Below are 18,737 nucleotides of genomic sequence, written 5' to 3'. Positions count from 1 at the left end.
CTAGTGGCGACGCCTGGCTCTCCCTCGTCTCCGCGAGGCCGGCGCCGTACCCGTCGCGGCCCTTCGGCACACGGGGCGGGTCCGCGGCGCCGGTAGAGTGGAACGCCGTGCCCACCACCCGTCCGGCCTCCGCGCAGCCCTTGCCGCAGCAGCCTGCGCCGTCGGCCGGAGACCCCCGACCCGCCCTCGACGAGGCCCAGCGCGAGGCGCTGAGCGAGCTCGTCCGCCTGACCCCCGTCGTCGACCGGCTCGGCGACCTCTTCGTCGGTGCCGGGCACGAGCTCTACCTCGTCGGCGGCAGCGTGCGCGACGCGCTGCTCGGGCGCCTCGGCTCCGGCGGCGTCACCGACCTCGACTTCACCACCTCGGCCCGCCCGGACGACGTCGAGGCGCTGCTGCGCCGCTTCTCCCCGGCGGTGTGGACGATCGGCAAGGAGTTCGGCACCGTCGGCTGCCAGGTCGTCGAGCGCGAGACCGGCACGACGTGGGTCGTCGAGGTCACGACCTTCCGCGCGGACGCGTACGAGCCAGGCAGCCGCAAGCCCGCCGTCGCGTTCGGCGACACCGTCGAGGGCGACCTGCTGCGCCGCGACTTCACCGTCAACGCCATGGCCCTCGAGCTGCCCTCGCGACGGTTCGTCGACCCGTACGGCGGTCTGCGCCACCTCGCCCGCAAGATCCTCATGACCCCGGCGGAGCCGGAGGTGTCGTTCAGCGACGACCCGCTGCGGATGATGCGGGCCGCACGGTTCGCCGCCCAGCTGGGCATGGTTCCCGCGCCCGACGTCGTGCTCGCCATGGAGGCGATGGCCGACCGGATCGCGATCGTGTCGGCGGAGCGGGTGCGCGACGAGCTGAGCAAGCTGCTGCTCGCCGACGCGCCGCGCCCGGGGCTCGACCTGCTCGTCGGCACCGGCCTGGCGGCGCAGGTGCTCCCCGAGCTGCCCGCCCTGCAGCTCGAGCGTGACGAGCACCACCGGCACAAGGACGTCTACGAGCACAGCCTGACCGTGCTCGACCAGGCCATCGAGCTCGAGGCGCGCCTGCCCGTGCGCCCCGACCTCGTGAACCGGCTCGCCGCGCTGCTGCACGACATCGGCAAGCCGAGGACGCGCCAGTTCGAGCCGGGCGGCAAGGTCTCGTTCCACCACCACGACGTCGTCGGCGCCAAGCTGGTCCGCAAGCGGCTGACCGCGCTGCGCTACCCGACCGACGTGGTCAAGGCCGTCTCCGAGCTCATCGCGCTCCACCTGCGCTTCCACGGCTACGGGGCCGGGCAGGCCGAGGGCGGCGGCTGGACGGACGCGGCCGTGCGCCGCTACGTCCGCGACGCCGGCGACCAGCTCGAGCGGCTGCACATCCTCACCCGCGCGGACTGCACGACCCGCAACCGCGCCCGCGCGCAGCGGCTCTCCGCGGCCTACGACGACCTCGAGGAGCGCATCGCCGTGCTCGCCGAGGAGGAGGAGCTGTCGGCGCTGCGCCCGGACCTCGACGGCAACCAGATCATGGAGCTCCTCGGCGTCGGCCCCGGTCGCGTCGTCGGGCAGGCGTACGCCTTCCTCCTCGAGCGCCGCATCGAGGAGGGCCCGCTCGGCCCCGACCGCGCCCGCGAGGAGCTCCTCGCCTGGTGGGCCCAGCAGCCGCGCTGACGGTTCCGCAGCGTCAGTCGGATGCGCCACGTGCGCGCCCGTGAGTCCCAGGTTTTTCACGTCCACGTGGAACTCCGGTGCTTCACCGAGCAGATCTGCTGGGTGGAGCAGGAGTTCTCTGCGGGAACCGCTGACGGCCGGACCTCGCCTACGACGCCTCGGCCGCCCGTACGCCGGTCCGCAGCGACTCGGTGCCGCGGTCGAGGTGCAGCCGCCGGCTGGCGAGGGTGAAGGCGACGGCGGTCGCGGCGTAGCAGGCGGCGAGCACGACGAGCACCGGGATCGAGCGGCCGTCGGTGGGCAGCACGGCGGCCGCGATCAGGGCGGCCAGCACGAGCGAGACGTTGAAGACCATGTCGTAGAGCACGAACGTGCGGCCCTTCACGTCGTCGTCGACGTGCGCCTGGACGAGGGTGTCCACGCAGATCTTGATGACCTGGGCGCCGAGGCCGAGCAGGAACGCCGCGACCAGCAGCGGCACGCGGCTGTAGATCGCGCCGGGCAGCAGCTGGAACAGCGCCGACCCGACGAGGCAGCCGACGACGACCGCGCGGATGCCGAACCGGGCCGACAGCGGCGGCGCGACGGCCGCGGCCACCACGAACCCGACCGCCGTGGCGACGACGAGCACGCCGAGGTCGGCGATGGCCGGCTCGACGTCGGTGACCGCGTGGAAGTAGTTGCGGTAGACGAGGATCGTCGCGACGGTGACGACGCCGTAGACGATCCGGTGGGCGCCGATGGTGAGGAGCCCGAGGCCCGCCTCCGGCCGCTGGCGCAGGTGCCGTACGGCCTCGACGAGCCCGTGCAGGACGTCGCCGGCGCGCACGGACGGCGTCGCCGCGTCCGGCCCGAGCGCCGGCCGCGCGATCCGCAGCGCCAGCAGGCCCGCCACGACGAAGGCCACGGCCACGACGGCGAACAGCACGGCGTTGGCCAGGTAGTCGGGCATGACCCGGCCGAGGACCAGGCGCAGGCCCGTGCCGACGCCGGCACCGACGAGCACGCCCGCCGGCCCGACGGTCGGGACGACGGCGTTGGCCACCAGGTACTCGTCGGCGTCGATCGTGTGCGGCAGCGAGGCCGACAGCGCGGCGAGCAGGTAGCGGGTGAGGCTGATGCTGAGCAGGACGATCCCGTACACCGCGGCCTCCGACGCGCCCGAGCGCGAGCCGCTGCCCACGACCGCGGCGAGCCCCAGCGCGAGCACGGCCTCGCCGAGCGCGCCCACCAGCAGGATCTGGCGCCGGGAGAAGCGGTCGATGGTGACGCTGACGAAGGGCCCGAGGACCGAGAAGGGCAGCAGCGTCACCGCGAGCACGGCCGCGATCGACGCGGCGTCGGGCTGGCGCTCGGGCGAGAACAGCACGAACGAGGCGAGCGCCACCTGCAGCAGTCCGTCGGCGCCCTGGATCGCGACGCGCACGACCAGCAGCCGGCGGAAGAGCCGGTGGCGCCACAGGCGGCGCAGCCCGGCGACGAAGCTCACGGGCGCGCGCCCGCTCGCCGGCTCATTCCTGCGGGTTCTTGTCGACGTAGGAGGCCATGGTGTCGTCCCGCATGGCCTTGCCGAGCTCGGCCATCTTGACCTGGTCGACGATGTCGACGTCCTGGCCGCCGATGCTGGCGAAGCCGGAGATCGGCGCCTGCAGCAGGGTGATGTCCTTGGCGCTCAAGCGCAGCGACAGCGCCGTCGACCGGATCTCGGAGTCGCTGAGGCTGTTGTCCACGGTCAGGTGCTTGGACAGGTTGCCGATGAACGCCGTGAACTGGGCCGGGTCGGAGATCACCCCGGCGCTCAGCCCTTTCGCCACGATGGCCTTGATGACGTTGCGCTGGTTCTCGGCGCGGTCGAGGTCGCCGCCGGGCAGCGAGTGCCGCTCCCGCACGAACCACAGCGCCTTCTTGCCCGCGATCGTCACCTTGCCCTTCGGGTAGGTGTAGCCGTGCGAGGTGAAGGCGGTCTTGTTCGGCACGGTGACCCCGCCGAGGTCGGTCGTGAGGTCGATGAACCCCTCGAAGTCGACGAGGACGACGTGGTCCATCGACGCGCCCGTCAGCTGCTCGAGCGTCTTGACCGTCAGGGTGGGGCCGCCCTCGGAGAAGGCCGCGTTGATCTTGTTCCTGCCGTAGCCGGGGATGTCGACGTACATGTCGCGCGGGAACGAGGTGATGTAGGCCTGGTTCCGCGCCTTGTTCAGGTGCACGACCATGATCGTGTCGCTGCGGCCGTCGCTGGGGTTGCCGTCGCGGCTGTCGGAGCCGAGCAGGACGTAGTTGAGGACGCCGGTCTCGCGCGGCTGCTGGGCCGTCGGCGACGCCGCGCCCGGGGTCGTCGGGGCGGCGGGCAGCTCGATGCCGCGGTGGATGTTGCTGGTGATCTGGCGGTTGATCGTCCAGGCGTACGCGCCGACGCCCACCAGGGCGACCACGAGCAGGGCGGAGACGCCGACGACCACGCGCCGCAGCACGTACCGGCGGGGTGTCGCGCGCCGCGGACCGGCGGGGTGGCCGGGCGCCGGCGTCGGGTCGTCGGCGGTTTGGCTCACTGCGTCGTCCTTGCGTCGGGAACTGGGGAGTCTAGAGGGGCGGGGCGCACAGGGCCGTGCGCCACGACGCCCAGGAGCCAACGCCGGCAGGGCTCCAGAGGTTCCGGGCTAGGGTTCCGGCGTGTCCCGAGCCGAGGAAGCCGCCCGTCGCGCCGAGCTCGCCGCCGCGAAGGACCGGGCCGAGTCGCGGGAGGCGCAGGTGCTGATCGACGCCTTCCTCGTGGAGGCCAGGGAGCGTGGCATCGCGCCCGAGCCGCTGCGCGCCACGCTCTACGACGGGCACGCCGTCAAGACCGACAAGACCGGCTGGTACCTGCGGAAGAACAAGAGCGTCGCGATCGGTGACGACGGCGCGTACTACGTCCTCACGGTTCCCGGCGGCCTGCGCGAGCGGCTCACCGGTGCCAAGCTGCGCGCCACGCCGCCGCCGCTCGAGGTCGGCCGCGGCGGCAAGGACGGCGAGACCGGCGGCCTGGCCGACTTCCTGCGCTGGCGCCTGGAGCGGGGGAACTGAGCCTTCTGTCCTCGCTCCGCTCGGACGCGCCTCGCGCTCCGACCCTTCGCCTTCCTCCCTCCCGGTGACGCCGACGAAAACCGTGTCGTTGTCACCGTCCGGTCGTCCAGGCGAAGGCGCGCGAGCCGGCTGTGGTCAGGAGACCGTTGACCGCAGCCTTGTGCTCAGTCCGCTGACGGTCAGCCCAACCCTCAAATATCTTCGGTCGTCGTCGCCGACTTCTTGACCTTCACGTGCGTCATGTACGCCTCGATGACCTCTTCCGGCGCGCCGCGCATCATGAGGCGGCCCTTGTCGAGCCAGATGCAGTCGTTGCACATCTCGCCGATGCTGCCCAGGCCGTGGCTGACCAGGAACATCGCCCGGGCGCTCTCGCGCAGCTCGGACATCTTGGCGTTCGCCTTCTCGCGGAAGTGCGCGTCACCGGTCGAGAGGGCCTCGTCGATCATGAGGATGTCGGGCTTCATGTGCACCGCGACCGAGAAGCCGACGCGCGCCGACATGCCCGAGCTGTAGGTGTTCATCGGCATGTCGATGAAGTCCCCGAGCTCGGTCCACTCCGCGACCTCGTCGGCCCGCTCCTCGACCTCGCGGCGCGACAGGCCGGAGGCGAGGCCGCCGAGGACGATGTTCTCCCGGCCGGAGAGCGACTTGTTGAAGCCGACGCCCAGCGCGAGCAGCGTGCTGGCCTTGCCCCAGACCTCGACGTTGCCGGCGGTCGGCGGCAGGATGCCGGCCATCGCCCGCATGAGGGTCGACTTGCCGGCGCCGTTCGAGCCGATGATGCCCATCGAGGTGCCGACGCGGACGTCGAAGCTCACGTTCTTGAGCGCGTGCACCTCCCGCACGGCCCGCTCCCCGCGGCCCAGGCGCACGATGGCCTGCTTCAGCGTGGGCTTGCGCTCGAACGTCGTGCGGTAGGTGATCGACAGGTCCTCGACGCGGACGGCGTACGGCGACGTGCCGGTCTCGGTCTCGAGATCAGGTGAGACGGACAGCAAAATCACGCTCCCGCGAGATGAAGAACAAGAACCCGACGACGGCGGCGGCCAGGGCCCAGAGGCCGGAGCTGACGAAGAGCCCGACGTCGGGCACCTTCTCCTGCTGCAGGGCCTCGGTGTAGCCGCCGACCATGGCGTACATCGGGTTCAACCGGATGATCGTGAGCAGGGTCTTGCTGAAGTGCGCGACGTTCTCGGGGAGCCACAGCACCGGCGAGAGGTACATCCAGATGCGGATGAAGTACGGCAGGAAGCTCGAGGTGTCGCGGAAGTAGACCTGGACGGTCGCGAAGAAGGCGGCGAGCCCCGCGCCGAAGACGATCATCGTGCCGAGGAACCACAGCGACAGGAACATCGTCGGCGACCACACGTGCGTCAGGAACAGCAGGTGGAAGACCAGGTAGACGGGGATCGTCGGCAGGAAGCGGAACACGGCCGTCCGGGTCGCCGACAGGGAGATCAGCAGGCGCGGGAACGCGGTGTTGATCAGCAGCTTGCCCGAGGACACGACCGACTTCGTCCCGCTGTTGATCGAGCTGGAGACGAGCTGGAAGGCGAAGAGGGCGAGCGTCAGGTGGACGAACGCCTTCGGGTCGTGGTGGCCGCGCAGGATCGTGATGAGCAGGTAGTAGACGCCGGCCAGCAGCAGCGGGTTGATGACCAGCCAGAGCTGGCCGAAGACGGTCGACGTCTTCTCCCCGCGCATCGTGGCCCGGCTCATCTCGGCGGCGAACCCGCGCCGGTGCCACAGCTCGCGGAAGTACGGGACCAGCGGGGGCAGCCCGGCCCGGTGGGGGCCGTAGCGGTGGTAGACCGGCTCGAACTCGGTCCTCTCGCGCACGGGCGCCGTCATGCCAGCCTCCTCGGGGTGGTCGCCGTTGGTCTGCGGTGTCGGTCAGCGGCCCGCACACGAGTGCGTCCGCACCGCCCGAGGGCGAGGATCAGTCTGCCATGCCGGACAGGGCCGGGCTGCGTCCTCGGCTCGCGTCGGCCGGGCCGGACGGTCGTCCCGGCCGGCGACGGAGCTTGAGGAGCACGGCCCCGAGCAGGACCGCCGCGGCCCCGAAACCCACGCTGAGGAAGGGCCCGGAGTCCTGCCCCTCGCCGCGCAGGCGGGCGCTGGCGGGGTCGCCAGGGGCGTAGAGGACGGTCACGGTGTCACCGACCTGGAGCCGCTGGCGGTAGCGGCCGTGGGCCGCGACGTAGTCGTAGGTCCGCCCGTCCACGACGTAGGTCACCTTGGGCGCCAGGCTCGGGACCCGGGCGTCGACCCGGGACTCCCGCGTCGAGCCCAGGGGTGCCCGCGCGACGAGGGCGACGACCGTGCCGTCGGTCCGGCCGGCCGTGCGGACGAAGTCCGCGTTCTGCGCCGACAGCAGGGCGAAGACGACGGCCATCGCGGCCAGGTAGACCGCGGCCACGACCCCGATCGTCTGCGGGAAGCGACGTCGGCTCACGGTCGTGAGGGTAGCCGCCGCTCCTGTCAGAGGAGCTGCAGCGAGGTCGCGACCCGCTCGAGCGGGGCGGCGTCCGGCGGGTCGTCGCCCGAGGAGGTCGCGAGCCCGTAGACCTCGACCGCGCGGTCGTCGAGCCAGACGGTCAGGGTCAGGGAGCTGCTCGCCCCGCCGTCGCCGTCCGCCGGATGGGTGACGACCTGCTCGAGGGCGGGGTGGCCGGCGACGACGAGCCGGCGCGACCCGGAGCGCGAGGAGCACGGCCAGCCCGCGCACTCGCGGTCGACGCCCTCGGCGTGGAAGCTCTCGAGGGTGTCGCCGTCCTCGGTGTCGAAGCGGTCGACCTCGACCCGGCGCGACTGCCAGAGGTTGCTGGCCGCGATGACGGGTGGGGACCCGGGGTCCGAGCCCGGCTCGCCGGTGTTGTCGTACCAGGAGCGCGGCACCTGCACCGACACGGTGCGCGCGGAGTCGTAGAGCACCTTGGTGCCCCGGACCACGAGCACCACGACGAGACCGGCCGCGACCGCCAGCACCAGCGCACCGACGCCGGCGACCCACCAGGTCCGGGACTGTCGCGGGCGCCGCGGGGTCGGCTCGGCGGGGTCCGGTCCCGGGAGCGGTCGGGCGCTCCAAGGGGGCGTCGCCCCGTACGCGTCCGGCGCCGGCTGCGCGGCCGGGGGCGGGCCGGGGACGGGCGACCACCAGGCGTCGGGGTCGGGCGCGCTCACGCGCCGAACGTTAGACCTCGGCGACGGACGACACGTCGATCCGGCCGGACAACACCAGGACGCCCTCGGACAGCACCTCGGACAACACCGCAGGACAAGGCTGGGCCGCGTCGGGGAACCGTGGGTCGGTGGGCTCCCAGGGCGGCGCCGGTGGCGCGCATCGGACGGGGGCGGCGTGGGGCGGACGGCAGTGCTGGGGCGGATGGACCGGGAGTGGGCGCGCTTGCAGGAGGACGCGGACGCGGCGGCGGCCTGCGCCCGGTGGGCCACGCGCTCGGTGGTGCTGTCCGGCTGCCGCCGGCCGCAGGACGTCGTGGACCGGGTGCGCGCCGCGCCGGACGAGGTGCTGCTCGTCCTGCTCGAGGACGCGGTGCGCGGCGGTGCCCTGGCCGGGCGGGTGGTGCTGCAGGCGATGCTGCCCAAGGTCGTCCTGATGGCCTCGCTCGACGCGGCGGCCGAGGTGGACGACTACCTGACCGCGCTGTGGTGCGAGGTCGCGGCCTACCCGGTGCGGCGGCGGCGCTCGTCCGTCGCGGCCAACCTCGCGCTCGACACCCTCAAGTCGGTGCGCCGCGAGCGTTGTCCGCCGCACGACGTGGCGACGCCCCCGCACCTCGTCGTGCTCGCCGCGGACCGGCACGGCGGCCGGGGACCGGTCGAGGACGGACGGCCGGACGGAGGGCTCACGGCGGACGTCGTCCTCCGGCAGGCCCACCAGCACCGCCTCGTCGACCCGCGCACGCGCGACCTGCTGCGCAGCGTCTACGCCGAGGGGCTGTCCGGCGAGGCGGCGGCGCAGCGCCACGGGCTCAGCCCCGGCGCGGTCCGGTCGCGGTGCTCACGCGCCGTACGGGTCCTGTCGCGCCATCGCGCCCTGCTGGCGGAGGGCTCGTGAGCCGGTCGTGCTGGCCGTCCGGCTCGGCGGTCCGGGCGGCGCGCCCGCGGTCAGCTGACGCCGCGGGTGCGGAACTGGATGCTCACGCGCGGCCCGACCGGGCGGGTCGTCTTGGGGACCGCGTGCTCCCACGTCCGCTGGCACGAGCCGCCCATGACGATGAGGTCGCCGTGGTGGAGCGTGTGGCGGATCGTCCCGGTCCCGGTGACGGTGCGCGGCCGCCCGGCGATCGCACCTGGCGTGCCGCCGCGCGCTCCCGGCCGGGCGGCAGCGGTCCGCGCCGGCCGCGGTTCCTCGGCGACGGGACGGGTGACGGGCAGCTCCGACCCGGCGATCGCCCGGGCGACCGCGCTGCCGCCGCGAGGGCGCAGCAGGAACTCGCGCGGCGACCCGAGCGACAGGATCGCCACGGCGGTGTCGGTCGACCGGCCCCGGCCGATGGTGTCGCCGTGCCAGGCCACGGAGTCGGCGCCGTCGCGGTAGAGGCAGAGGCCGGCGGTGACCAGGCGCTCGCCGAGCTCGGGCTCGTAGTGCGCGTTCAGCGCGTCGCGCACGGCCTCGAGCGTCGGGTGCGGCAGACGCTCGCCCTCGCCGTAGTGGCACAGCAGCCGCGGCACGTCGACGACCCGGTCGTACATCGGGCGGCGCTCGGCGCGCCAGGGGACGTCCTCCAGCAGGCGGTCGAGGAGGTCGCCGCCGGTGACCCAGTCCGGGAGCAGGTCGATCCAGGCGCCCCGGGCGAGCTGGTGGCGCACGACACCGTGGAGGGAGAGCTCAGCCGCCGTGCCCGGCGCGTCCTGCGCGTCGGTGCCGGCGGGGCCTGCCGCACCGGTCGTCTTCGGAGGGCCGGTCTCCTCCGGCTCGTCGTCGTCGAAGAGGCCGGGGTCGAACAGCGACGTCTCGGCGTACATGAGGTGAGGCTAGCACCGAACCGCACACGCGTTCGATTAGCCGACGGCGTCCGTCCCGCCCAGCCCGCCGACCAGGGGCAGGTGGCCCCCGGCCGCCGAGCGAGCGTTCCCGGTCGAGCCGTCCCCGATCACCGCGCCGCCGTTCCCGGCGCCGCCGTTGCCCGAGGCTCCGCCGTTCCCGTTCCCGTTCCCGTTGCCGCCGCCGTTGCCGTTGCCGTTGCCGTCACCCCCGCCGTTGCCGCTGCCGTTGCCCTCCCCGTTGCCGTTGCCGTTGCCCTCGCCGTTCCCGTTGCCGTTGCCGCTCTCGGACGGGGTCGACGACGGGGTGGACGGTGCGGTGGGCGACTCGGTGGGGGTCGACGGGGGCGGGGCGGTCGGGGCGGGGGCCGCGACGACCAGCTTGATCGTCGTGCTCCGGGACGCCTCGCTGCCGCCGTCGGGGCTCTGCGAGACCACGGTCCCCTCGGGCTGGCTGCTCACCTGGCTCGACACCGAGACCTTGGTGAAGCCGGCCTCCTTCAGGGTCCGTTCGGCGCCGGCGCGGGACGAGCCGCGCACGTCGGGCACCGCCGACTTGCCGGTCGCGTAGGTGACGGTGACCTTGGTGGAGAGCGGGGCCGAGGTGCCCTCGTCGGGCGAGACGCTCAGCACCTCGCCCTCCTTGTCGCTCGGGTCCTCGCTCGTCGCCGCGTTGGTGTCGACGTCGCTGAACCCGGCCTTCTCGAGCTTCTTCTTGGCGTCGTCGACGTCCTCGCCGACCAGACCGGTCGGGATGTCCGCGGACTCCGGGCCGTCGTTCACCGTGACGGTGACGGTGCTGCCGGAGGGCGCCTGGGTCTTGCCCGCCGGGTCCTGGGCGACGACCGTCCCCTTGGTCGACTCGTCGCCGTTGGTGTGCTCGACGCTGAAGCGCAGCCCGGCGCCCTCGACGAGCCCGCGCGCCTGGGACTCGGTGTAGGTCAGGACGTCGGGGACGGCCACGTCCTGCACAGAGGGGTTCGTCAGGCGGTAGACGGCGAAGACCGCGCCGGCGACCAGCGCCAGGACGAGGAGGCTGAGGAGCACCACCATCCCGGTGCGCCGCTTGGGCTCCTCCTCGTCGGGCTCGTCGGTCGTGGTCGTCGTCACCGCCACGGCGGTCGGGGCCGGGGTGACGACCCGGGTCGGCGCGTCGGCCACGGGCACGGCCACGGGAACGCGGGGGACGACGGCGGTCGCCTGCTGCCCGGCGAGGACGCGGTTGATGTCGGCCTTCATCTCCCGGGCCGACTGGTAGCGGTCGGCCGGGTCCTTGGCCAGCGACTTCAGCACGATCGCGTCGATGTCCGGGCCGATCTCCGGGTCGATCTGGCTCGGCGGCACCGGCGCCTCGCGGACGTGCTGGTACGCGACGCTGACGGGGGAGTCGCCGGTGAAGGGCGGGCGCCCGGTGAGCAGCTCGTAGAGCAGGCACCCGGTGGAGTAGAGGTCGCTGCGGGCGTCGACGGTCTCGCCGCGGGCCTGCTCGGGCGAGAGGTACTGCGCGGTGCCGATGACCGCGGCCGTCTGGGTCATGGTCGCGCTGGTGTCGGCCACGGCGCGCGCGATGCCGAAGTCCATGACCTTGACGGTGCCGTTGGTGGTCAGCATCACGTTCGCGGGCTTGATGTCGCGGTGGATGATGCCGGCCCGGTGGCTGTAGCCGAGCGCGTCGAGCACGCCGGCGGTCAGCTCGAGGGCGCGCTCGGGCAGGATCTTGCGGCCGTCGCGGAGGACGTCGCGCAGGGTCGGGCCCTCCACGAGCTCCATGACGATGTACGGGATCGACACCCCGGTGCGCGGGTCCGGCTCCTCGCCGGTGTCGTAGACGGCGACGATCGTCGGGTGGTTCAGGCCGGCCGCGCTCTGCGCCTCGCGCCGGAAACGCGCCTGGAAGGTCGGGTCGGTCGCCAGGTCGGGGCGCAGCTGCTTGACCGCCACCGAGCGGCCCAGCCGCAGGTCGACCGCACGTCGCACCTCCGCCATGCCGCCGCGGCCGAGCGGGCCGTCCAGCTCGTAGCGGCCTCCGACGGTCTCCGTCATCGCCTCGTCCTCTCCTGCGGCCCGCCCTCGGACGCTGCCATCCTGCCGACTTCACGGGGGGTCCGCAGACGTCTCGGGAACGTCGTGCGGGGTCCTCCGGCGTGCGGGGCCGTCGTCCTCATCGTGACAGGCCCGCCTGCATCACGGCGCGGGCGATGGGCGCCGCGAGCCGCCCGCCGGCGATGTCGTTGCGCGGGATGTCCGCGTCCTCGACGACCACGGCGACGGCGATCTCGGGGTCGTCCAACGGGGCGAAGGAGGTGAACCACGCGAAGGGCTTGCGCTTCGGGTCCGACTGCGCCGTGCCGGTCTTGCCACCGACCTCGACGCCGGCGATGCGGGCGTTCGTCCCGGTGCCCTGGCTCACGACCACGCCCATCATCTGCTGCAGCGCCTCGGCGTTGCCCGGCGTCATCGCCGTCGACAGCACCCGCGGCTTGTGCGTCTCGATGGGCGTCAGGTCCGGTGCCTGGACCGAGCTGACGACGTACGGGTCCATGAGGACGCCGTCGTTGGCGATCGCCGAGGACACCATCGCCATCTGCAGCGGGCTGGCGGCGACGTCGTACTGGCCGATCGAGCTCAGGGCCAGCTGGGCGTCGTCCAGGCTGTCCGGGAACTGGCTGGCGACCCCGCCGAGGTCGGACAGGTGGCGAGCGTCGAAGCCGAAGAGCTGGGCCTGCTCGCGGAGCCTGGCCTCGCCGACCCCGAGGCCGAGGTTGGCGAAGGCGGTGTTGCAGGACACCTTCAGCGCCTGCTCCATGGTGATGGTCGTCCCGCCGCAGCTGCCCTCGTTGGGCAGGTAGGTGCTCGTGCCCGGCAGCCGCAGCCGGTCGGGCGCCTTGACCTTGGAGTCGGGCGTCTTGCCGTCGGCGAGCGCCGCGGCGGCGGTGACCAGCTTGAAGGTCGAGCCGGGCGGGTAGATCTCGCGGGCCGCCCGGTTGCTGAGCGGGCGGCTGCTGTCCGCCGCGAGGCTGTCGTAGGCCTTGTCGGCCTTCTCGACGTCGTGGCCGGCGACCGTGTTCGGGTCGTAGCCGGGGCTCGTCACCAGGGCCAGCACGGCGCCGGTCTTGGGGTTCAGCGCGACGACCGCCCCCTTCTGCCGCCCGAGCGCGGTGGCTGCGGCCTCCTGGACCTTCGGCACGATCGTCGTCTGCACGCTCGCGCCCTGCGGCGTGCGGTTCGTCGCGAGGTCGATGAGCCGTCGCACGAACAGCGAGTCCGCCGTCCCGGCCAGCTGGGTGTTGTACGTGTTCTCCAGGCCGGTGCTCGCGTGGTCGTAGGAGAAGTAGCCGGTGACCGGGGCGTACAGGCTGCCGGACGGGTAGTTGCGCTGGTAGGCGAAGCGGTCCTTCGACGGCACCGTGGTCGCGATCTCGGTCTTGCCGGCCGCCAGGATGGAACCGCGGTTCTGCGAGAACTCCGCGTCACGGACGCGACGGTTCTGGGGCATCGCGTCGAGGGGCCCCTGCCGGAACAGCACGATGTAGGTGCCGTTGGCCAGGAGCAGGGCGAACATCAGCATCGCGACCACGGCGACGCGCCGGATCGGCCCGTTCACGCGACCCTCACCACCTGGGTCGTCTCGAGGTCGGGCCGGTACGACGCGGCCGTCGCGACGGGGCGCCGCACCTGGTGGGAGATGACCATGAGCAGCCCGACGATGATCCAGTTGCAGATCATCGACGACCCGCCCTGCGACATGAACGGCGTGGTCAGCCCGGTCAGCGGGAGCAGGCGGGTGACCCCGCCGATGATCGCGAACACCTGGAGCGCGAAGGCGAAGGCCAGGCCGGCGGCGAGCAGCTTGCCGAACGGTTCGCGGCACTGCAGCGCCGTGCGCAGGCCGCGGGCGACGAACAGCCCGTAGACCATGATCAGCGCCATCAGACCGGCCATGCCGAGCTCCTCGCCGACCGCGGCGGCGATGAAGTCGCTGCGGGCGAGCGGCGTCAGACCCGGCCGTCCGAGGCCGAGGCCGGTGCCGAGCAGGCCGCCGTACGCGTAGCCGAACTGCGCGCTGATCACCTGGTAGTAGGCGTCGAAGTCGCTGAACGGGTGCAGCCAGGCGCCCACCCGCACGCGCACGTGGCCGAAGTTCAGGTAGCCGAACCACGCCCCCGCCGCGAACAGCAGCAGCCCCAGCACCGCCCAGCCGGCCCGCTCGGTCGCGACGTAGAGCATCATCACGAACAGCCCGAAGAACAGCAGCGAGGTCCCGAGGTCGCGCTGCAGGACGAGGATCGCCAGGCTGAGCAGCCAGACCAGCAGGATCGGCCCCAGGTCGCGGGCACGCGGCAGGTCGAGCCCGAGCACGCGGTAGCCGGCGAGCGCGAGGACGTCGCGCTTCTCGACGAGGTAGGAGGCGAAGGCGACCGCCAGCAGCACCTTCGCGGCCTCGGCGGGCTGGAAGCTGTAGGGACCGACCTGGATCCAGATCTGCGCCCCGAACTTGGCGGTGCCGATGCCCGGGACGAGCGGCAGGAGCAGCAGCACGACGCCGACGAGGCCGATCGTGTACGGGTAGCGCTGCAGCGGGCGGTGGTCCCGCAGCCCCACGGCGACCGCGAGGAAGACGACGACCCCGAGCGTGGTCCAGATCAGCTGCTGGCGGGCGCCGTGCGCGACCGGCTCGCTGATCAGGTCGATGCGGTGGATCATCGCCAGGCCGAGGCCGTTGAGCACGACCACGCAGGGCAGCAGCAGCGGGTCGGCGTAGGGCAGGCGCCAGCGCACGGCGAGGTGGGTCAGGAGCACGCCGACCGTGCAGCCGACGGCGACGGGGACGAAGCGGGGACCGAGGGCGCCGGTGACGTTGACGTCGACCTGCGCGTACGCGCCGAGGCCGAGCAGCAGCGCGAAGGCGAGCATGACGAGCTCGATGCCGCGCCGCTTGCGGGGCAGGACCGTCGGAGGTCCCTCGGGACCGGGTGCGGACGACATCAGCAGGTGGGCCCGGCGGAGCTGCTCGCGCTCGCCCCGGGCGCGGTCGAGACGGCCCCGCGGCTCGGGCTGGGGCGTCCGCCCGCGCTCGACGAGGCCCGCGGGGACGACGCGGTCGGGGAGGGCGAGGGCGAGGGCGAGCCCGTCGGGCCGCAACGGGTGGCCGCGTCGCGCAGCTCGGTCACCGTCTCGCGGGCGGCGGCGAGGCTGGGGACGTCGATCGCGCTGCGGACGCGCTCCTGGTAGTAGACGGGCAGGCTCGACACCTCGAGGTCCTGCACCTCGAAGAGCTCCGAGAGCGGGAGGCCGGGCAGGCCCTCGGAGACCCCGCGGTAGATCGCGACCTGGGAGCCGGAGGCCCCGACGTAGTACTGGCTGCGGGTCCACGCGTACGCCGCCCCGAGCCCGGCGGCCACGACGGCCAGCACGAGCACCGCCGCGACGACCGGGCGCACCCAGCGCCGTCCGGCGGGCGGCACCGGGTCGTAGCGCGCCTCGTCGACCGGGCCGGGTCGAGGGGCCCCGTCCGCGGCGGCCGAGGAGGCGGGCGCCGGCGCGGCGGCTCGGGTGAGGTCGGTGGCAGCGGCCGGGTCGGCGTCGTCGGCCTCCTCAGCAGCGTCGTCAGGGGCGCCCGCGGGCACGCCTGCGGCGGCGCCGGTCCGGGTGACCGCCGTGTCGTCGGGCGCCCCGGCGTCGCGGGCCGGGGGCACGGGACGTTCGGCTGCCGCGCCCAGGACCGTCGACGCGTCGGCGTGGGCCGGGGTGTCGGCCAGGTCGGCCGGCGCGCCCACGAGACCGGTCGCGGTCTCCACGACGTCGGCCACGAGGACGGTGATGTTGTCGACGCCGCCCTCGGCGCGGGCCGCGTCGACCAGCGCGGTGAGCGCCTCGTCCCGGTCGGGCAGGGCGAGCAGCTCGGCGATCTCGGGGTCGTCGACCAGCCCGCACAGCCCGTCGCTGCAGAACATCAGCCGGTCCCCGGCGACGAGGTCGAGGATCGAGAGCTCCGCGTCGGCGCCGGGCTGGCCGTTGAGGACGCGCAGCAGCGGGGACCGGTGCGGGTGGACCGCGGCCTCGGCCTGGCTGATGCGGCCCTCGTCGACCAGGGACTGCACCCAGCTGTGGTCGTGGGTCAGGCGGCGCAGCGAACCCTCGCGCAGCAGGTACGCCCGGCTGTCGCCGATGTGGACGAGGCCGAGCTCGCGGCCGTCGAACATCGCCGCGGTCACCGTGGTGCCCATGCCGTCGAGCGAGACGTCGTCGGCGACGAGGTCGGCGATCCGGTCGTTCGCGTCCTCGACGGCGTTCGACATCACCTCGAGCATCGCCGCGCCCTGCGTCGTGGCGTCGACCCGCATCAGGGTGTCGACGGCGACGGCGGAGGCCAGGTCGCCCGCGGCCGCACCGCCCATGCCGTCGGCCACGACGAGCAGGTGCGGGCTCGCGAAGCCCGAGTCCTGGTTGTTCTTGCGGACCAGCCCGATCTCGGAGTGGCTCACCACCCGCAGCACGAGCGCCATCAGCGCCCACCTCCGCGGACGCGGACGGGGTGGAGCGGGGACGGACCTCTCGGGGCCGGCACTACGGCACCAGCCGGAGGATCGTCCGCCCGATCCGGACCACGTCGGCGAACCCGACGGCGGTCGGGCTCGTGATGCGCTGGTTGTTGACGTAGGTCCCGTTCGTCGAGCCCATGTCCTCCACGTAGACGCCGTCCGGGCCGTCGACGACGCGGGCGTGCCGTGTGGAGACGTAGTCGTCGTCCAGGACGAGCTGGCAGTCCGACCCGCGCCCGACCAGGATCACGTGGTCGACGAACTCGCCCGACTCCCCGCTCTGCGGACCCTGGGTGATCGTCAGCGCGCGCGGCGCACCCCGCTGCCGGCGCACCTTGCGCGACGGCGGCCGGGGCGCCTCGATGGCCGGCGGGCCATCGTCGGTCGTCACGGTCCGGCCGAAGAGGTCGCTGCGCACGACCGACACGGCGGACAGGATGAAGAGCCACAGCAGCGCCAGGAACAGCACCTTGACGACGGTGACCGCGATCTCCGACATCAGTCAGCGGGCGGAGGGGTCGTGGACGAGCATCCGCGTGGAGCCGATCTCGATCCGCGAACCCTCGGTGAGGGTGGCCTGCCGCACCTTGTGCCCGTCCACCGTGATGCCGTTGGTCGAGCCCAGGTCGACGATGTCGAGGCTGCCCGGACCGTCCTGCCCGACACGGATCTCGGCGTGACGCCGGGAGATGCCGGGGTCGTTGATGCGGAGGTCCGCCTCGGTCCCGCGGCCGATGACCAGGCCAGGCGGCTGGAGGGGGTGGCGCGTGCCGTTGACCTCCAGCACCAGGTCGGCGCCGCGGCTCGGCGCCTCGGGCTCGCGCGTCGCCACCGGCTGCTCGTGCGGGGCGACCGGCTGCTCGCGCGGCGCCCGCGTCGGCCGGCCGGCGGGAGGAGCGTCGGGCACGTCGACGCCGGCGACCGCCTCGGAGGAGACGGTGAAGCGACCGGTCGGCAGCCGCTCGTCCAGGGCGAGGTCGATCCGGATGGGGCCGCTGAACACGTAGCCGCGGTCGCCCGCGTGGCTCCGCAGCTCGTCGGCCAGCTCACGGGTGAGCGTGGACGCGTACGGGGCGAGCTTGTCGTGGTCGTGGGGCGAGAGCTCGACGGTGAAGTCGTTGGGCACGAGCTTCTTGTCGCGGGACATGAGCTTGGCCTCGGCGTCGAGCTCGCGCTGCAGCCGCGCCGCGATCTCGACCGGCTGCACGTCGCCCTTGAACGCGCGGGCGAACACGCCGTTCACGGCGCCCTCGACGCGCTTCTCGAAGCGCTGGAAGATCCCCATGTCCCTCCCTCCCGCGTGGTCGTCCCGGACGCTGGCCGGGTCGCTGTCCTGGCGGCCACCCTACGGTGTGCTGCTGTCCGCACCGCGCAACGACGAGGGCGTCGGCCCCGCCCGTCGGTGCGCTCACCGGCTGGTTTCCGGTCGGGGAGCCCGCCCGCGCCGTGCTAGCCTTCTTCGGCTGGTCCGGCAGGTGAGCAACCCTCGCCCTGGACCTTGCGCGAGTGGCGGAATGGCAGACGCGCTGGCTTCAGGTGCCAGTGCCCGCAAGGGCGTGGGGGTTCAAGTCCCCCCTCGCGCACGACCACGAGGACCGGTCCTTCAGGACCGGTCCTCGTCGCTTCTCCGGGAACCTGATCGCCCGGCTGCCCGCGTGGACCCCGAGCGACCTCGGCCGCCGGTACGGTCTGACGACGTCGAGCGAGGAGCCCCCGATGCCGGTGCCACGCGAGCAGTCGACCCTCGCCCTGGGTCTGCTGGCCTTCTGCACGGGCACGATCGTCCTGCTGCTCGCCCTGGTGCTCGGCTTCAACCTCGCGGGCACGACGGACGGGGCGGTGCGGTCGGCCAAGGGCCAGCGCGTCGCGGTGCCGGGCGTCGTCGCCGTCGTGACAGCCGTCGTCGCGCTCAACGGGCGGCGCCGGCGGTGGGGCTTCGGAGTGGCGTGCGTCGGCGTCGCGGCCGCCGCCGTGGCCGTGCTCCTGATGATCCTGCTGCCGGGCGAGCTCTGAGCCGGCTCCGAGGAGCCGCGGCCCCTCAGCTCACGGAGACGGTGTCTCCCGACACCGAGACGGTCCGCGCGGGCAGCGGCTGCGTGGCCGGGCCGTTCACGACCGAGCCGTCGGTGATCGAGAACTTGCTGCCGTGGCAGTTGCAGTTGATCGTGCTCGTCACGTCGGCGACCGGGCAGCCCGCGTGGGTGCAGATCGACGAGAAGGCCTTGAACTCGCCCGCCGCGGGCTGGGTGATCACCGCCTGGCCTTCGGCGAAGACCTTGCCGCCGCCGACGGTGATGTCGCTGGTCTTGGCGCTGACGGGGCCGGCCGACCCGCCCGAGGAGGAGCCGGCGCCGCCGTCACCCCCGCCGCCGCAGGCGGAGAGGCCGCCGACCGCCGCGGCGGCGAGGCCGGCGGAACCGAGCAGCGTGCGCCGGCTGATGCGGCGCTCGGGACGGACGTACGGGGTCAT

General features: G+C 73.4%; 17 protein-coding genes, 1 tRNA gene and 1 pseudogene. 5 read left to right on the top strand and 14 right to left on the bottom strand.

Annotation, left to right across the window (positions count from 1 at the left end):
* The first annotated feature begins 107 nt into the window (after window positions 1-107).
* Window positions 108-1,652 (top strand): CCA tRNA nucleotidyltransferase, encoded by a 1,545-nt coding sequence (locus BMY04_RS04255; RefSeq protein WP_091177796.1) that lies wholly within the window; start codon window positions 108-110, stop codon window positions 1,650-1,652.
* A gap of 148 nt (window positions 1,653-1,800) precedes the next feature.
* Here BMY04_RS04255 and BMY04_RS04250 read toward each other — a convergent pair whose 3' ends face one another.
* Together BMY04_RS04250 and BMY04_RS04245 are read right to left on the bottom strand one after the other, a co-directional pair.
* Window positions 1,801-3,141, bottom strand: a complete 1,341-nt coding sequence (locus BMY04_RS04250) for an MFS transporter (protein WP_091177795.1) — start codon at window positions 3,139-3,141, stop codon at window positions 1,801-1,803.
* A 22-nt stretch (window positions 3,142-3,163) separates the two neighbouring features.
* Window positions 3,164-4,201: an LCP family protein gene (locus BMY04_RS04245; protein WP_091177794.1), complete on the bottom strand. Its 1,038-nt coding sequence runs from the start codon at window positions 4,199-4,201 to the stop codon at window positions 3,164-3,166.
* A 121-nt stretch (window positions 4,202-4,322) separates the two neighbouring features.
* On the opposite strand from BMY04_RS04245, the gene BMY04_RS04240 reads away from it, so the two are divergent.
* On the top strand, window positions 4,323-4,715 hold the full coding sequence (locus BMY04_RS04240) for a hypothetical protein (protein ID WP_091177793.1): 393 nt from the start codon (window positions 4,323-4,325) through the stop codon (window positions 4,713-4,715).
* Between the two features lie 191 nt (window positions 4,716-4,906).
* Here the strand turns inward: BMY04_RS04240 and BMY04_RS04235 are convergent, their stop codons facing one another.
* The 4 genes from BMY04_RS04235 to BMY04_RS04220 all read right to left on the bottom strand — a co-directional run bounded on the left by BMY04_RS04235 (window position 4,907) and on the right by BMY04_RS04220 (window position 7,901).
* Entirely contained in the window at window positions 4,907-5,722 is an 816-nt protein-coding gene (locus BMY04_RS04235; protein WP_232506087.1) for an ABC transporter ATP-binding protein, read from the bottom strand.
* Complete coding sequence (locus BMY04_RS04230) at window positions 5,697-6,569, bottom strand: ABC transporter permease (RefSeq protein ID WP_091177792.1); 873 nt, start codon at window positions 6,567-6,569, stop codon at window positions 5,697-5,699. The genes BMY04_RS04235 and BMY04_RS04230 overlap by 26 nt, the downstream gene beginning before the upstream one ends.
* An 88-nt stretch (window positions 6,570-6,657) precedes the next feature.
* Complete coding sequence (locus tag BMY04_RS04225; protein ID WP_091177791.1) at window positions 6,658-7,173, bottom strand: DUF3592 domain-containing protein; 516 nt, start codon at window positions 7,171-7,173, stop codon at window positions 6,658-6,660.
* A 26-nt stretch (window positions 7,174-7,199) separates the two neighbouring features.
* Window positions 7,200-7,901, bottom strand: coding sequence for a hypothetical protein (locus BMY04_RS04220; protein WP_091177790.1), 702 nt, complete (start codon window positions 7,899-7,901; stop codon window positions 7,200-7,202).
* A 175-nt stretch (window positions 7,902-8,076) separates the two neighbouring features.
* On the opposite strand from BMY04_RS04220, the gene BMY04_RS04215 reads away from it, so the two are divergent.
* Window positions 8,077-8,796, top strand: coding sequence for an RNA polymerase sigma factor (locus tag BMY04_RS04215; RefSeq protein WP_139209737.1), 720 nt, complete (start codon window positions 8,077-8,079; stop codon window positions 8,794-8,796).
* 50 nt (window positions 8,797-8,846) lie between these two features.
* On the opposite strand, the gene BMY04_RS04210 is transcribed toward BMY04_RS04215, so the two are convergent.
* From BMY04_RS04210 to BMY04_RS04180, 7 genes and pseudogenes are all read right to left on the bottom strand, one after another.
* The gene (locus BMY04_RS04210) at window positions 8,847-9,707 is read right to left on the bottom strand and encodes an alpha-ketoglutarate-dependent dioxygenase AlkB (RefSeq protein ID WP_091177788.1); all 861 of its coding nucleotides are present in this window, start codon (window positions 9,705-9,707) and stop codon (window positions 8,847-8,849) included.
* Window positions 9,708-10,019: 312 nt separating this feature from the next.
* A pseudogene (gene pknB, locus BMY04_RS04205) lies at window positions 10,020-11,768 on the bottom strand (Stk1 family PASTA domain-containing Ser/Thr kinase); the annotation flags it as partial.
* A 118-nt stretch (window positions 11,769-11,886) separates the two neighbouring features.
* Entirely contained in the window at window positions 11,887-13,329 is a 1,443-nt protein-coding gene (locus tag BMY04_RS04200; RefSeq protein WP_091177786.1) for a peptidoglycan D,D-transpeptidase FtsI family protein, read from the bottom strand.
* On the bottom strand, window positions 13,326-14,711 hold the full coding sequence (locus tag BMY04_RS04195; RefSeq protein ID WP_091177953.1) for an FtsW/RodA/SpoVE family cell cycle protein: 1,386 nt from the start codon (window positions 14,709-14,711) through the stop codon (window positions 13,326-13,328). Before BMY04_RS04195 ends, BMY04_RS04200 begins: the two co-directional genes overlap by 4 nt.
* Entirely contained in the window at window positions 14,711-16,231 is a 1,521-nt protein-coding gene (locus tag BMY04_RS04190) for a PP2C family protein-serine/threonine phosphatase (protein ID WP_091177785.1), read from the bottom strand. The genes BMY04_RS04195 and BMY04_RS04190 overlap by 1 nt, the downstream gene beginning before the upstream one ends.
* A gap of 61 nt (window positions 16,232-16,292) precedes the next feature.
* Window positions 16,293-16,766 carry an FHA domain-containing protein FhaB/FipA gene (locus BMY04_RS04185; protein WP_091177784.1) on the bottom strand — a complete coding sequence of 158 codons (474 nt, stop codon included), beginning with the start codon at window positions 16,764-16,766 and terminating at the stop codon, window positions 16,293-16,295.
* A gap of 3 nt (window positions 16,767-16,769) precedes the next feature.
* A complete protein-coding gene (locus BMY04_RS04180) occupies window positions 16,770-17,552 on the bottom strand; it encodes an FHA domain-containing protein (protein ID WP_091177783.1) in 783 nt (260 codons plus the stop codon).
* Window positions 17,553-17,767: 215 nt separating this feature from the next.
* Here BMY04_RS04180 and BMY04_RS04175 point away from each other — a divergent pair.
* A tRNA-Leu gene (locus BMY04_RS04175) sits at window positions 17,768-17,850 on the top strand.
* 133 nt (window positions 17,851-17,983) lie between these two features.
* Window positions 17,984-18,280, top strand: coding sequence for a hypothetical protein (locus tag BMY04_RS04170; protein WP_091177782.1), 297 nt, complete (start codon window positions 17,984-17,986; stop codon window positions 18,278-18,280).
* Between the two features lie 25 nt (window positions 18,281-18,305).
* On the opposite strand, the gene BMY04_RS04165 is transcribed toward BMY04_RS04170, so the two are convergent.
* Window positions 18,306-18,737 carry a Rieske (2Fe-2S) protein gene (locus tag BMY04_RS04165; protein ID WP_091177781.1) on the bottom strand — a complete coding sequence of 144 codons (432 nt, stop codon included), beginning with the start codon at window positions 18,735-18,737 and terminating at the stop codon, window positions 18,306-18,308.

Origin of the sequence: Microlunatus flavus (assembly GCF_900110855.1) — a bacterium.
GTDB lineage: Bacteria > Actinomycetota > Actinomycetes > Propionibacteriales > Propionibacteriaceae > Microlunatus > Microlunatus flavus.
The sequence above is the reverse complement of the archived record's forward strand: the minus strand, read 5'-3'. Positions and strand labels throughout refer to the sequence as shown.